General features: G+C 53.1%; 17 protein-coding genes. 5 read left to right on the plus strand and 12 right to left on the minus strand.

The annotated features are described in order from the left end of the window. Positions 1 to 372, minus strand: coding sequence for an MbeD/MobD family mobilization/exclusion protein (locus QZQ97_RS16375; protein WP_006318535.1), 372 nt, complete (start codon positions 370 to 372; stop codon positions 1 to 3). Positions 373 to 556: 184 nt separating this feature from the next. Here QZQ97_RS16375 and smrA point away from each other — a divergent pair, with 184 nt between their 5' ends. Beyond that, positions 557 to 1129: a DNA endonuclease SmrA gene (smrA, locus tag QZQ97_RS16380; RefSeq protein ID WP_311994316.1), complete on the plus strand. Its 573-nt coding sequence runs from the start codon at positions 557 to 559 to the stop codon at positions 1127 to 1129. 51 nt (positions 1130 to 1180) lie between these two features. Here the strand turns inward: smrA and QZQ97_RS16385 are convergent, their stop codons facing one another. Further along, positions 1181 to 1594: a DoxX family protein gene (locus QZQ97_RS16385; RefSeq protein ID WP_311994317.1), complete on the minus strand. Its 414-nt coding sequence runs from the start codon at positions 1592 to 1594 to the stop codon at positions 1181 to 1183. A gap of 128 nt (positions 1595 to 1722) precedes the next feature. Between QZQ97_RS16385 and QZQ97_RS16390 the strand changes: the two genes are divergently transcribed. Then, positions 1723 to 1989: a GNAT family N-acetyltransferase gene (locus QZQ97_RS16390; protein WP_311994547.1), complete on the plus strand. Its 267-nt coding sequence runs from the start codon at positions 1723 to 1725 to the stop codon at positions 1987 to 1989. Between the two features lie 33 nt (positions 1990 to 2022). On the opposite strand, the gene QZQ97_RS16395 is transcribed toward QZQ97_RS16390, so the two are convergent. Then, positions 2023 to 2205: a YodC family protein gene (locus QZQ97_RS16395; RefSeq protein ID WP_006318523.1), complete on the minus strand. Its 183-nt coding sequence runs from the start codon at positions 2203 to 2205 to the stop codon at positions 2023 to 2025. A 158-nt stretch (positions 2206 to 2363) separates the two neighbouring features. Continuing rightward, positions 2364 to 3098 (minus strand): class I SAM-dependent methyltransferase, encoded by a 735-nt coding sequence (locus QZQ97_RS16400; protein WP_311994318.1) that lies wholly within the window; start codon positions 3096 to 3098, stop codon positions 2364 to 2366. Positions 3099 to 3259: 161 nt separating this feature from the next. Here QZQ97_RS16400 and QZQ97_RS16405 point away from each other — a divergent pair, with 161 nt between their 5' ends. Next, the gene (locus tag QZQ97_RS16405) at positions 3260 to 3712 is read left to right on the plus strand and encodes a GNAT family N-acetyltransferase (protein ID WP_311994319.1); all 453 of its coding nucleotides are present in this window, start codon (positions 3260 to 3262) and stop codon (positions 3710 to 3712) included. 79 nt (positions 3713 to 3791) lie between these two features. Here the strand turns inward: QZQ97_RS16405 and QZQ97_RS16410 are convergent, their stop codons facing one another. Continuing rightward, a complete protein-coding gene (locus QZQ97_RS16410) occupies positions 3792 to 4463 on the minus strand; it encodes a winged helix-turn-helix transcriptional regulator (protein WP_311994320.1) in 672 nt (223 codons plus the stop codon). Between the two features lie 263 nt (positions 4464 to 4726). On the opposite strand from QZQ97_RS16410, the gene QZQ97_RS16415 reads away from it, so the two are divergent. Continuing rightward, positions 4727 to 5512: a MipA/OmpV family protein gene (locus QZQ97_RS16415; RefSeq protein WP_311994321.1), complete on the plus strand. Its 786-nt coding sequence runs from the start codon at positions 4727 to 4729 to the stop codon at positions 5510 to 5512. A gap of 191 nt (positions 5513 to 5703) precedes the next feature. Here the strand turns inward: QZQ97_RS16415 and QZQ97_RS16420 are convergent, their stop codons facing one another. Continuing rightward, positions 5704 to 6567 (minus strand): aldo/keto reductase family oxidoreductase, encoded by an 864-nt coding sequence (locus QZQ97_RS16420; protein ID WP_311994322.1) that lies wholly within the window; start codon positions 6565 to 6567, stop codon positions 5704 to 5706. A gap of 114 nt (positions 6568 to 6681) precedes the next feature. On the opposite strand from QZQ97_RS16420, the gene QZQ97_RS16425 reads away from it, so the two are divergent. Beyond that, positions 6682 to 7584 carry a LysR family transcriptional regulator gene (locus QZQ97_RS16425; protein WP_311994323.1) on the plus strand — a complete coding sequence of 301 codons (903 nt, stop codon included), beginning with the start codon at positions 6682 to 6684 and terminating at the stop codon, positions 7582 to 7584. 63 nt (positions 7585 to 7647) lie between these two features. Here the strand turns inward: QZQ97_RS16425 and QZQ97_RS16430 are convergent, their stop codons facing one another. From QZQ97_RS16430 to QZQ97_RS16455, 6 genes are all read right to left on the minus strand, one after another. Further along, a complete protein-coding gene (locus tag QZQ97_RS16430; protein ID WP_311994324.1) occupies positions 7648 to 8352 on the minus strand; it encodes a helix-turn-helix transcriptional regulator in 705 nt (234 codons plus the stop codon). Positions 8353 to 8354: 2 nt separating this feature from the next. After that, complete coding sequence (locus tag QZQ97_RS16435) at positions 8355 to 9287, minus strand: NAD(P)-dependent alcohol dehydrogenase (RefSeq protein WP_311994325.1); 933 nt, start codon at positions 9285 to 9287, stop codon at positions 8355 to 8357. A gap of 188 nt (positions 9288 to 9475) precedes the next feature. After that, positions 9476 to 10264: a carboxymuconolactone decarboxylase family protein gene (locus QZQ97_RS16440; RefSeq protein ID WP_311994326.1), complete on the minus strand. Its 789-nt coding sequence runs from the start codon at positions 10262 to 10264 to the stop codon at positions 9476 to 9478. A gap of 41 nt (positions 10265 to 10305) precedes the next feature. After that, on the minus strand, positions 10306 to 11025 hold the full coding sequence (locus tag QZQ97_RS16445; protein WP_311994327.1) for a putative quinol monooxygenase: 720 nt from the start codon (positions 11023 to 11025) through the stop codon (positions 10306 to 10308). 14 nt (positions 11026 to 11039) lie between these two features. Beyond that, positions 11040 to 11615, minus strand: coding sequence for an NAD(P)H-dependent oxidoreductase (locus tag QZQ97_RS16450; protein ID WP_311994328.1), 576 nt, complete (start codon positions 11613 to 11615; stop codon positions 11040 to 11042). A 148-nt stretch (positions 11616 to 11763) separates the two neighbouring features. Further along, on the minus strand, positions 11764 to 12798 hold the full coding sequence (locus QZQ97_RS16455) for an amidohydrolase family protein (protein ID WP_311994548.1): 1035 nt from the start codon (positions 12796 to 12798) through the stop codon (positions 11764 to 11766). Between the last annotated feature and the right edge of the window lie 131 nt (positions 12799 to 12929).

Here is a 12929-nt window from a genome sequence, read left to right on the forward strand (position 1 = left end):
TCAACGCTGATCGCCGCTAAAGTTGTCGGCTGCCCGCTGTTGATTGCGCAGGTGATGGTTGAACGTGGCGGCGTCTTTGGCCAATGCATCCAGGTGCGCGCCCAGCATTTTGATTTGCTTCACCAGTGCGTGCTGTTCCGGTACCGAGCTGGCAGTGCTCAGCTTGCGCACCAACTGCTCATTCTGCACACGCAGTGCCGCTTCGCGCTGTTTGGCTTCTTCCAGCAACGCGGCTTCGCGTTGTTTGGACTCTGCCAATAACTGCTGCAGAGCCTGATAGCTTTGCTGCCATTCGCGGTGCTGCTTTTCGAAGCTGGCCTGCAACTCACTCATTGCATTTTGAAACTGGATTTCCAGCTCGCGCATTCTCATGGTCTCTTCCCTTTGCGGCACTCAATAATGGTTTGCAGTATAACGAAAACTGCACAGAACCTCACCCGTTGACGACGATTGCGGACAAACTCCGCTGACAATTCCGGCTTGCAACCGGGACGCGGCGTCTTACAATCAGGTTCATCCGCGCCAAAAAGGCTTCCCGTCCAGGAGTGGCAGTGAGATGAGCAACCAGGAAAAAGATGTTTTTGCGCAGGCGATGGCCGATGTCATCCCGCTATCCCGCGGGTGCCAGACGCTGTACCTCAAACCGCAGGAGACGGTGGATAAAAGCGCGCGCCGCGAAGCGCAGGCGCTGCGGCAGGAGAATTTCCTCAGCACCGGTTTTCTTGAGGTGATCCCCTGCGGGCTGCCGCTGGAATACAAAGGCGAGGGCATTCAACAGGGCGTGCTGGATAAGCTGCGCAATGGCCGCTACCCGCCGCAGGCCAACCTCAACCTGCTGAGACAGCCGGTCGAGACCTGCCGCCAAGAGCTGTTCCGCTTTATTCTGTTGGCGGAAAAGCACAATCTGCGTTCGTTGTTGATTGTCCATGGCCGGGGGCGTGAGGACGAGAGCCACCCCAATATTGTGCGCAGCTACCTCGCCAAATGGCTGGCGCAGTTTGAACAGGTGCAGGCATTTTGCCGGGCGCTGCCGCGCGACGGGGGAGAAGGCGCTTGCTACGTCACGCTGCGTAAATCGGCGCAGGCCAAGGCCGACAACTTCGAGCGTCATGCCAAGCGTAGTCGCTAGGGTGCAAGTAAGGGAAGAGCAGCCGGCAGCGTGACTGCCGGCTGAATGGGGCTATTTATTAAAGAATTTATAGTCCAGCGAATAACGCCCGGCACCGGTGACCGCCAACAGCAGCAGCCCGCCGATAATACTGATGTTTTTGAAGAAGTTTATTTCATTGCCCATCATTTCCATCCCGGTCATTTTCCAGAATGGATGGCCGATAAAAGCGGTGCCAAGCACATAGACGGCGAAAATAACCGCAATAGGGCGGGTAAATATGCCGACAATAAGCGCAATGCCGAAAACAAACTCAACCACCACGGCGATAATCGCCGCCAAATACGGCATTGGCGTGCCGTAACCCTCCATTGCGCTCACCGTTGCGCCAAAGCTGGTCAGTTTCATCCAGCCAAAAATGATAAACAGGACCATCAACAATATTCGGGATAGCAGAATAACGCCGTCTTTTGAGCCGTCACCCATTTTGAACTCCTCAGCCACTGCGGAATTATGTTGTGTTGCTGTTTAAATAATAGACTAACCTTAGGTTATTTCTAGTAGTTGCAGGCGATTACGCATTTAAATACAGGAGCAAGGCTGTGGATCTTAACATTCTGGAAGATGACAAACGTTTCTATATAAACGATCGGCAGGGAAAAACGATCGCCGAGATATCTTTTGTGCCGAGCGGGGATAAATTAACCATTATCGATCACACTTGGGTTGATGAGGTGTTGAAAGGCCAAGGGGTGGGTAAAAAGCTGGTGGCGCGGGTGGTGGAGAAAATGCGGGCGGAAAAACGAAAAATCATTCCGCTGTGCCCGTTCGCCAAACATGAATTCGACACCACGCCGGAATATCAGGACATTCGCGCCTGAAGGTCTGGTGGGGCGCCATTGCGCCCCGATTGTTCAGCATACGCCAAAATCACCGTCTTCATGATAGAGCGCCACGTCGCTGGCCTGGACTTCCGCACGCTGCTCGGTGCCCAGTTCGTTCCAACTGCAGACCAGTGTGTCACCATCAATGGCCACCACGATCATTTTTGGGCCGCCGGTGGTGCGCTGTACAAAATCGCCGATAGCAAATGCCATTTTTTCTCTCCGGTTCAAGGGGGTAATAGCTTAAGTATAGTCGGCTGTTGAGAGGCTTTACGCAAGAAGGTGCCGCCGCCATGGGGGGAATAAAACGTTGGGGGGAGGCGAGCTCCCCAAGAATCTATGTGTTAAGGATGTACTGCGAAAGGGAATAATCAGGCGGGTTTATGGGCGGCCAGGATAAAGATCATCGGGCGTTCTTTTTCTTCATCGAGCGCTGGGTTTTCCACGATTTGCTGCGCCGAAGGGCCCCATTCATTTAAATAGGTGATGATGAATCCCTGCTGCACCAGCAGGTTGACATAGCTGCCGAGCATGCGATGTTGCTTGATGACGCCTTCCGCCAGCCAGTTGGAGATCCGTCGCCCTTCCTGCTGATAGCCGTTGACCGGCCAGGATTTTTGCCCGTGTTGATCGACCAGCCAGCCCTGATGCTGCGGCGCGGTATAAATCGGGTGCTCGGCGGTGAAGATAAACCGCCCACCCGCCGCCAGTGCCTGATAAACCGTGGCGAACAGCCGGGCCAGATCTTCGATATAGTGCAGCGTCAGCGAACTGTAGACCAGATCGCAGGATGCCGGCGGCAGTTGAAGCTGTTCCAGATCCTGCCGGCGGTATTCAATGCCGGTGTCCTGCGTCATCTCCCGTGCTTTGTTCAGCATTTTCTCGGAGAGGTCCATACCAAGCACGCTCGCGGCGCCTTGCTCGCGTGCGCTGCGGCAGAACCAACCGTAACCGCAGCCGAGATCGACCACCTTCTTGCCGCGCAAATCCGGCAATATACTGCGGATAGTCGGCCATTCCGGCGCGCCGTCCAGCCCGTTCACCGAGCGGCTGAGTTGCGCATAACCGTCGAAGAAGGCCTGATTGTCATAAATATTTTGCGTCATAACGACCTCTGTTTGGGAAAAATACTGCCGAATCTTTGGGCAGCACTGCCATATTATCTGCACATCCAGCTGATTTCTATAACAAAGGCCGTGCTAATCTCCTTCGTATATCGCATAATTTTAAACCGGTTTAAGCAGGGAAAATAACCACAGGAACGGATATGAACATTATTTCGGTGCGTCAATCACCTGAGTTTAGGCAACAGGCGATTCGCTATTTCCAGCAGCAATGGGCTTCGCCAGACACCCTGGAGATGTATGAAGATGCCATCACCCGCTGCATTGGCGCAGCCAATCCACTGCCGCAGTGGTATTTGCTGATGGACGACCACGACATCCTGGGTTGTGCGGGGTTGATCACCAATGACTTTATCAGCCGCGGCGAGTTGTACCCCTGGCTATGTGCGCTGTATGTGGAAGAAGCGCAGCGTGGGCGCGGTTACGGTTCGCTGCTGATTAATCATGTGGCGGAAGAGGCTCGCAAATTTGGCTTCCCGCAACTGCATCTGTGCACCGATCTTGAGGGGTATTACGAAAAGCAGGGTTTTGCCTTTAACGGATTGGGCTATCACCCTTGGGGCGAAGCTTCACGGGTGTATACGCGGGCGCTGTAAAGAACGCCGCAGCCAGACCATCTAAGTCAAATAAGGCGAGTGCACCGTTTAGGGCGTATTAAGGGCCCTGAACGGTAATTTAATAACGCTTCGGCAGCCGATTAACCGCGTATAAAATCCCTTTTTCGATAGTAATGTAATCCCCCTTACGCAGGTCAGATAATATCTTCATGATGCCGCTGCGTGAGAGTTGCGTTCTTTGCTGGATATAGCGAGGGACCGTGGTGGATAACCGGAAAGCTTCTTTTTCATTCATTAGCATGAGTAGGTGATTACAAACTATCTCATAGGTATCGCTGCCTAAAAGCAATTTGTCGCGAATGCTCATGGTTTGGATAATATAGGCTTGTATATAGACCAGACTCTGCCAAAGGTTTTCTCGCGCCAGGGTTTCCAGCACATCTCTTTCCTGATACATCAGAAGTTCAACCGGTGATTCAGCCAGGAAGAAGAGCAGTTCCTTGGGGTAGAAGGTTTCTGCGATGCCGGCGAGTGAAGGCTCTCTAAAATTGGCTATTTTTAACCCATCGCTGTCGCGACATACAGACATTTCACCTGACTGGAGCAAGAACCAATAACGTATTCCATTGTGAAATAAACGGATTTTCTTTCCAGCAGGAAATGAGCATTTCCTCCCAAACGGCGTTAAAGCGTGCTGCAGCGCCAAGATATGTTCTGTGGGTTTATCCTCTTGCGTGAATAAGGTCGGGGCATTTTTTTCAGGGGGCGTTAAGATAACTTCTGCTGCCATAATTTGAGAGTCCAAGGATGAGAGCTTATTACGGTGAGCCCTGAATGACGTTTTTACGCATACTATAATATGCCTTGCTGCGATGCAATTGAGCGGCCTTATCGATAAGGCGGCGGAGAGAAGGTATTAGTAAGATGGGGTGAGTGTGTTTATAAATCAATTCGTTGTCAAGTGTGCATTTTTGGACATGCGAGCGGCTATGAGGCGATTGCCGTTGGGAGTAGTATGCAGGGCGCTTGATGCTCCCACTATGGATGATAATAATGAAACCGCTTTCAGTCTCTTCGCTTTCCTTTTTTCTGAGGAAAACATCTTATATTAATATTTTTTTGATTTTCGCCTCTCTTATTTACCCGACGGTTTCATCCGCTGCAAGCTGGTCTTTGGGTGCTGCCGCTATGCTAAACGATTATGGCTATGTTGATACCGATGCAAAAACGCAGGGGCTGCCCACGGTAAATTATGAAAAAGGGAATTTTTATATTCATTCGTTGGCTGCCGGTTATTACCTACTGAATACGCCAAAGGATCGAATCTCGGTTATTACTTACTATTCCCCTCTGGGTTTTGATCCCGATGACAGCAATAACCGTCAAATGAAAAGCCTGGATAAGCGCGACGGCACATTAATGGCCGGAATGGCCTTCACCCATAAAGAGAAATGGGGGGTTATTCGCGCCTCGCTGGCTGGTGATACCCTTGATAACAGCAACGGTGTGGTGGGAGACGTGGCCTTTCTGTACCCAATCAAGGTGGGCAAGCTACGCCTTGTTCCCGGCATTGGCGCGGTTTACAACAACGGCAACCAAAATGATTACTACTACGGCATTGGTCATGCTGAGGCAAAGCGCAGCGGTTTTTCGACGTATTCGGCCGGAGAGAGCTGGAGCCCTTATGTGGAGCTGAGCGCCAATTACCAGTTTAACGAACATTGGTATGCCTTGGCGTCAGTACGTGTCGTGCAGCTGAGCAGTGAAATCACCGATAGCCCAATGGTGGACAAAGATATTTCCAGCCAGGTCTTGCTGGGCGGTGGCTACAGGTTTTAATCCACGTGTTCGAGAGCATATTCTGTCCTCAGGGGAGTCGTGCCTGTCTGCCGTGGTGATTTGGCTATGCTCTTGAACCCAATGACGATCGGGAAAGACCGATAAAAGGTAACTGTCGACGGTTCGGAAAGACGAACACTAAAACCCTGCTTCGGCAGGGTTTTGTTTTGCGGTATAACTGGCGCCGCGTGTCAGACGAGAGCGTCCAGTGCTTTAGCGATATCCTCCGTCCACGGCAAATCAGGTACCGCGAGGTTTTCGCGCAAATGGCCGACGGAGGAGGTGCCCGGTATCAGCAGAATATTGGGCGAACGATGATACAGCCACGCCAGCGCGGTTTGCAGAGGAGTGGCCCCAAGACGCACGGCGATATCCGATAACGCCGAGGATTGGAGCGGCGTAAAACCGCCGAGCGGGAAAAACGGCACATAAGCGATGCTTTCCCGGGCCAGATGGTCAATCAGAGCATCATCGCCGCGGTTTATCAGGTTGTAGTGGTTTTGCACGCAAACAATGTTGCAAATATTGCGCGCCTGCGCCACCTGGGTCGGTGTCACATTACTCAGGCCAATGTGTTTCACCAGCCCCTGACGTTGAAGTTCCGCGAGGATCGTCAGGGGTTCTTCTATCGAGCCTTCCGCCGGACCATGGGTATCAAGCATGATCCTGAGATTGACCACATCCAGCGTTTCAAGGCCGAGGTTGCGCAAGTTGTCATGTACCGCACTGGTCAGTTCTGCGGCGGAAAAGGCCGGTAGCCATGAGGCGTCCGCACCCCGGCGCGCGCCGATCTTGGTGACAAGGGTCAGATCGTCCGGATAGGGGGCCAGCGCTTTGCGAATCAACTGGTTAGTGATATGCGGGCCATAAAAGTCGCTGGTGTCGATATGGTTAACCCCCAGCGCAACGGCTTCCCGCAGTACCGCCAGGGCGGCATCAGGATCCTTCGGTGGCCCGAACACGCCGGGGCCGGCCAACTGCATGGCACCGTAGCCGAGCCGCTTGACGTTTCGATCGCCAAGGGGAAATGTGGGATGCTGGTCGTTATTGGACATAACTTGTCTCCTGTTGGGATAGTCTGCGGGGCTGCCGCATTTATTTATAATAGGCGCTGCTCATTCCCGTGATAAGTAGTGGGGCAGTGGACGGGGTGTACGGGGGGACGCACAATGAAAACCGATTTAGAAGACCTGCATGCTTTTCTCGCCGTGGCGCGCTCAGGGGGATTTCGTGAAGGTGCGCGAACGTTGAGCCGGAGCGCGTCCGGAGTCAGCGATGCCATTCGGCGCCTCGAAAAGCAGCTTGGCGTGCGGCTGTTTAACCGCACGACGCGCAGCGTAACGCCAACCGCCGCCGGTTACGGCTTGCTGGAAAGGCTGGGGCCAGCGCTCGCCGAGGTGCAGGGCGCGCTGGATGTGGTGAATGGCTTTCGCGATAAACCCGCCGGAACGCTTAAGCTGAATGTCCCGGTCAGCGCGGCGCGGCTGGTGCTGCCTGCGTTGATTCCTGCCTTTCTTGCCGCCTACCCGGATATCAAGGTTGAGGTGCAGACGGAAGAAAGCTTTGTCGATGTGCTGGCCGCCGGCTGCGATGCCGGTATCCGCTATGAAGAGCGGCTGGAAAAAGACATGATTGCCGTACCTATTGGCCCCAGGGTACAGCGTTTTGCCGCAGGTGCATCTGCGGTTTACCTTGAACGGCGTGGGCGGCCTGCACATCCGCATGACCTGTTCTCGCACGCCTGTATCAATGGCCGTTTCCCCAGCGGGAAAAGTTATCCCTGGGAGTTTGCAAAGGGTGGGGAGAATGTTTCTTTTCACCCTGAGGGGCCGCTGACGGTACAGGCCGGTGGCGCCACGGATCTGGCCATAGCGGCGGCGGTGGCCGGCGTGGGTATTGTCTATCTGTTTGAGGATTGGTTGAAACCTTACCTGGTCAACGGAAGCCTGGAACCGGTGCTCGAACCCTGGTGGCCGCAGTTTTCCGGCCCGTTTCTCTATTATTCCGACCGGCGGTTTATCCCCTCGCCGCTGCGCGCTTTTATCGATTTTATTAAGCAGGGGGCGGGTTGAGATCGGTAAACTTTGCTGACAGATCAGTGCCAAATTCCTCGGATCCCATCACTTTAATCTTAATCAGCAAGTGTCGCCCTGACCGTTGCACGGTCGCATCTCGAGAGCGCGCCACTCCTTAACGAGCAGCCGGCGACTCCGAAGGTAGCGTTCGGCAAGAACTTCAGCGCTCGTGATATCGTCCATGCCGATCACGCGGAACTGTTCGTCCAGCTCGCACCAGGCTGCGACAAACCGCTTGGCTTCGATGAAGCCCAGCATGATCGGCCATATTACCTGTTCATCTTCCGGTGCGTGTTCGAGCGACAGCTTGATGCGCAGCTTACGTTGCTCGCGAAGCGCTCGGCGGATTTCGCTCAGATCAAGGTGTGTCGAGCCTTTCAGCGAATGGCCTACATAGATAGTGTCATCGTCGAAGGCTGATCGCATGTCGGGCGTAAGAACGGCGTTGATTTTGGCCAGCGCGTTTGTCACTGCAAGGGCTAACGTATCGTCGGTCTGACGACTGACCCACTTGGCGCCGGTCACGAGCGCCAGGATCTCTTCTTCGGTAAAAGACATTGGGGGCAGGAGAAATCCTGGCCGCAGGATGTAGCCGACGCCTGCCTCTCCGTCGATGTCGGCTCCCATGCCCTGCAGTGTGGCAACGTCGCGGCGGAGAGTTCGCAGGGACACGCCCAACTCACGCGCCAGTGCTTGGCCCGACACCGTTCTTCGGTGTCGGCGGAGCACTTGCATTAGCTCGAATAATCGATGACTTCTGGCCATGCTTACTCCATCGCCACAATGCCTTTACCGCCGAGCTTGCGGCCTTTTTCAAGCTCGGTGATCAGTTTAATCGCACCCTCCAGACCAACGATTTCGCCAATCGCTATTTGGAACTTGCCCTCTTTAGCGGCACTGGCAAGCTTTTCCAGGATATCGGCTCGCGGCGAACCAATGACAGGCTTCAACCGTCGATCGAAGACAGCCCGAAGGAACTTGCCCAGGTCGGGGTTGAGATCAAGGAACACGCCCCCGCGGCGTAGCATAGCCACGCCGGCAGATACGGTCATTGTCGCAGCAGTGTCGTATACCACATCGAAGCGCGTGGATATGGACGACACATCCGTCTCACGGTAGTCATAGACCGTCTGTACGCCAAGTGATTTAGCGCGCTCCATATCTCGGGAGCTGCAACTTCCGGAAACGATCGCACCGAAAAGCCGTGCGATCTGCACGGACGCTTCACCTACCGCTCCGGCACAGCCATTAATGAAGACGTGCTGGCCCGCTTGCAGTTTGGCCTTGTCGATCAGTCCGTTCCATGCCGTAACGCCCGGAGTGCCCAGACAGGCAGCATCCTCGAAGGAGATACTCTCGGGCTTCCTGGTCAGGAAGTTTTCTTTCGTTATCACCGACTGGCCAAGCGCACCGCTTTCCTTGAAGCGAGCGAGTCCGAAGACGGCGTCGCCTACCCTAAAGCGCGAGACACCTGGGCCAATGGACGTGACGATACCGGAAAAATCCATTCCCATGGCACGAGGAAAACGTCTGCCGGTGACGATCTTCATCAGTCCGTTGCGCAGCTTCCAATCGATGGGGTTGATTGCCGCGAACCCGACTCGCACGGCCACTTCATCGTTACCGGGCGCGGGTAATTCAACATCAGCGACCCGCATTAACTCCGGGCCACCATAACTGTCGTACTGAATACGTTTCATTTGCTTCACCGAGGTTTGAGCGGTTCTGGTCGAGGTAGGTTGCAAATCCTTCTGAAAGACAGAAGGCGTTGAGTGCGATTTGGATGCCTCTTCTCTACTTGCGGAGACATCCTATAACGCCGTGATGACAGTTTCTGGCACCATTCGTTGGGCTCTTTTTGCACCGCTAATCCAGGGCGTTCCATCCTTTATCGGGTGCGTAGCACTTCACCGACCACGGGTGCTGCCGAAAAGGCGTTTGGCCAGCCGGCATAGAAAGCGCAATGGGTCACGACTTCACCCGCTTCCTCGGCGGTCAATCCATTATCCATGGCCCGGTTAAGGTGGTAACCAATTTGCGCGCTCTGCCCCGATGCTATCAGCGCGCTTACCGTCACCAGACTCCTGTCCCGGGGCTTAAGCGCCGGCCTCTGCCAAAGATCGAGAAAGAGAGGGGCGGTGGTGAATTTCACCAGCCCGGGGGAAATTGGCGCGACATTTTTTTCCACCGTTTCTGAACGCTGCCGTTCGGCATCCTGATTAAGCGGCAGAAGTGCAGGGGAGGCTTCGGCTAACTGTTCTGCAGTGACGCCACGCTCCTGAAAAACACCTTTAGTTACCGCGATAGCCGACATCGCGCTTGGCCATCCGGAATAGAACGCAAGGTGCGTGATAATCTCCGATACTTCGGCCGGCGTGACGCCACTGTCGAGAGCAACCCCGACATAATGCTTCAGCTCGGTGGGCTGGTTCCTGGCAATCAGAATGGCCAGGGTAACGATGCTGCGATCACGTTGCGAAAGCTCGTCGCGTTTCCAGAGGTCGTCCGTAATGGCTTCGCTACCGAAGCGGGCCAGGGCCGGAGAAACGGATTGGATATCGGCAACTGAAAGGCCCGACGGATTAATTTTCAACATAGCTTCACCTCTTTTTTCTTCTGCATTCGCGAAATCTGCAAGTACAAGCGACATCACTGCAGCGGCAATAACCTCTTTCATTGCAAACCTCATTGATCATCCAATCGACTGAAGCTCAGGTGCTAATCACCAAACGGCATGGCGCCTTTATTTCTGAGAAAAACGGGCACGACAGGGATTGATTCCTTCCCGGTTGTCATTTCTGACGTTTGCTCTATATACCCCCGGAAGTGGGGCGTCTGCCGGTGCCGTTGATAATCAGCTTCGCTGGTGTAAATTTCATAGAAGTACCAGCGATTTTCATTTTTCGCATCGGTTGCGGCATACATGGCCAAAACGCCATCTTCAATTTTCAGGGAGTCAGACATTTCCGCGAGGACGATATTTTTGAAGGCCTGTTGGTGTTCGGGTTTTACATCGACAATAACCAGGTTATTTATCGTTCTCTCGTTTTGTACTATTCGCTTATCGCCAAGGAATTGCGGGGTGACATCTGTTTTGCTTTTTTTATCTATGATTTCAGGAGCACGCTCAATAAACGCCTTGTACTGCTCTGAATCCAAATGTTTTTTATAGGCCTCCTTTCTGGCGTAGATCTCAATCATGTACGCCTGATTGAGATCATCCTTGCGTTTGAGTGAGTACATGGCCAGGGTGCCACTTTCAGTCTCAACGGAAGAGGAAATAGTGCTGCTGGCGACTTCATCATACTGCTGGCTTTTCCCCGTCTTGATACCAAGCTCGAAAATGTTCATAACGGTTTTATCCCGCAGAGTTGAGCCGGCTGCAAATGTGGGGCTGCCCACCAGCAGGCAGAGCGTCATGGTTATGATATTTTTCACAGGATGCCTTTATTTTATACGGCCAGTTTCAATTCTGGGGATAAGGATTTCAACAGCGCGATCAGTCGTGAGGCATGCTCTTTGGCCATTATTTTCTGTTGCGCTATTTTATTTTCATCCCTGTCGGCATAACTGATGCCACAGGTATACACCGGCATTTGCAAATCGAGATTGCAAAGCCTGGCGGTGGTTTCAAACTGGGTAAGGTAATTTTCAAGGCTATGGCCAAAAAATCCTTCCGATGAATAAAGCGCTTGCTGTGCGCCGGTGGTAAACGAAAGAATAAGTTTTTTACCGCCAAGTTTTGCCGTTGAACCATGTGCGAACCCGTGCACAAAAACCTCATCCAGCCATAATTTCATTACGCCCGGAAGCGAATACCAGGAGAAGGGAAATTGCCAGACGATCACATCGGCTTTCAGCAGGCTCTCCTGCTCTGCTTTTACATTGATTTTGTTGTCCGGATAGAGCCAATCCAGACGGCGAATTTCAGCCTCCGGCAATGCCAGGGTTATCTCATCCAGGATCGTCGCGTTACCGATTGACTCGTTAAGATTCGGATGTCCGGAAATAATCAGGATATTTTTCATTTTCAATAGCTTAAAAATTAATTGTTTAATAGGTCTCCAGTATAGATTGACCGTATTCTGTTTTTTAGAGTATTAATGGCTCAATCACTTTTAGCCAAAAGCTAATAATTACCCTGATTGACTCAATGCTTTCGCAAAGCCTGTTTTATCAAGACGTTAATCCGAGTAACCGCTCAGCGTTACGGAAGGCTATCGCTTCTTTCGCCTCTTCAGGAACAGGCAAACTTTGGATAAATGCCTTCACGCCATCCAGTGTCTGGTAGGGATAATCAACAGAAAAAAGAATCCGCTCGGCCCCCAACAGCGCATAGATAAACTGAAAATGCGGCAGCGTCAGCATTCCGGAGGGGGTCACATACACCTGTTCCTTAAAGGTTTGCGTAATGGTGCGTCGTAACCCCGTAGCGGCCTGGGGGAGGCTATCGTCCAAACGCTGTAACCAGAATGGCAGCATCTCTCCCCAGTGGCCGCTTATGACCTGCAGATTCGGATATTTATCAAAGGCCCCGGACAGGATTAAACGCAGCAGATGAATGCCCGCTTCGTGATGCCAGCCCCAACCAAACATCGATAGCCTGGCGGTAACTTCATCACTGAAGCCGCTGTAATAAGCCTGTTGTACGCCGCGAACGGGAAGCCCTGGATGGAGATAAAGCGGGACGCCAAGAGCGTTAAAGCGGGCCAACAGCCCGTCGTAATCCGGATGGTCGAGAAAATGGGTTGATGGCCTGCCGTTTAGCAGAGCGCCTTTAAAACCCAACTCTTCGACCGCTCGCTCAAGTTCTTTTTCGGCCGAATCGGGCTGAGTCCATGGAAGCGTGGCGAATGCGGCAAAACGGTCTGGATGAGCGTTAACCGCGTTGGCTAGGCGGTCGTTAGCCGCGCGGTTTAGATCCACCCCCTCAGAAGCCGATGTCAGGTGTGGAAATCCTCCAACCGAAAGAACCTGCATGGTGATACCGGCCTTGTCCATATCGTCCAGACGCCCGCGACCTAGGTCTGCGCCCTTGATGTTAATCAGATCGTTCTTTTCAATTTGGGGGCGGCTTCGGTCGGGAAGATTGCCGTCAGTTATCGTTTTTCCCCAGTCGCTCAGAAACGGCGCCTGCTCAAGTGCAGTCGGCATGGATGCCATAACCAGCGCTTTGTCCAGAGTATGTTCTTCAAGGCATATGATTTTCATCGCGTTTGATTTCCGCTCAGTGTTTTTGACATAGGAAAACAGCTGCAGAACAAGGGAGAATGCTTGAAATGGCGATGCCTGCCAGAACGCGGAGTCCTGTCTTGAGGACATTGCGACGTCCGAGCGAACAC

The organism is Serratia sp. root2, from assembly GCF_031931805.1.
In the GTDB taxonomy this organism is placed as follows: Bacteria; Pseudomonadota; Gammaproteobacteria; order Enterobacterales; family Enterobacteriaceae; genus Serratia; species Serratia inhibens.

Coding starts and splice junctions, on each gene's coding strand:
- QZQ97_RS16375 (WP_006318535.1), bottom strand. CDS start 372: ATGAGAATGCGCGAGCTGGAAATCCAGTTTCAAAATGCAATGAGTGAG.
- smrA (WP_311994316.1), top strand. CDS start 557: ATGAGCAACCAGGAAAAAGATGTTTTTGCGCAGGCGATGGCCGATGTC.
- QZQ97_RS16385 (WP_311994317.1), bottom strand. CDS start 1,594: ATGGGTGACGGCTCAAAAGACGGCGTTATTCTGCTATCCCGAATATTG.
- QZQ97_RS16395 (WP_006318523.1), bottom strand. CDS start 2,205: ATGGCATTTGCTATCGGCGATTTTGTACAGCGCACCACCGGCGGCCCA.
- QZQ97_RS16400 (WP_311994318.1), bottom strand. CDS start 3,098: ATGACGCAAAATATTTATGACAATCAGGCCTTCTTCGACGGTTATGCG.
- QZQ97_RS16405 (WP_311994319.1), top strand. CDS start 3,260: ATGAACATTATTTCGGTGCGTCAATCACCTGAGTTTAGGCAACAGGCG.
- QZQ97_RS16410 (WP_311994320.1), bottom strand. CDS start 4,463: ATGGCAGCAGAAGTTATCTTAACGCCCCCTGAAAAAAATGCCCCGACC.
- QZQ97_RS16415 (WP_311994321.1), top strand. CDS start 4,727: ATGAAACCGCTTTCAGTCTCTTCGCTTTCCTTTTTTCTGAGGAAAACA.
- QZQ97_RS16420 (WP_311994322.1), bottom strand. CDS start 6,567: ATGTCCAATAACGACCAGCATCCCACATTTCCCCTTGGCGATCGAAAC.
- QZQ97_RS16425 (WP_311994323.1), top strand. CDS start 6,682: ATGAAAACCGATTTAGAAGACCTGCATGCTTTTCTCGCCGTGGCGCGC.
- QZQ97_RS16430 (WP_311994324.1), bottom strand. CDS start 8,352: ATGGCCAGAAGTCATCGATTATTCGAGCTAATGCAAGTGCTCCGCCGA.
- QZQ97_RS16435 (WP_311994325.1), bottom strand. CDS start 9,287: ATGAAACGTATTCAGTACGACAGTTATGGTGGCCCGGAGTTAATGCGG.
- QZQ97_RS16440 (WP_311994326.1), bottom strand. CDS start 10,264: ATGAAAGAGGTTATTGCCGCTGCAGTGATGTCGCTTGTACTTGCAGAT.
- QZQ97_RS16450 (WP_311994328.1), bottom strand. CDS start 11,615: ATGAAAAATATCCTGATTATTTCCGGACATCCGAATCTTAACGAGTCA.
- QZQ97_RS16455 (WP_311994548.1), bottom strand. CDS start 12,798: ATGAAAATCATATGCCTTGAAGAACATACTCTGGACAAAGCGCTGGTT.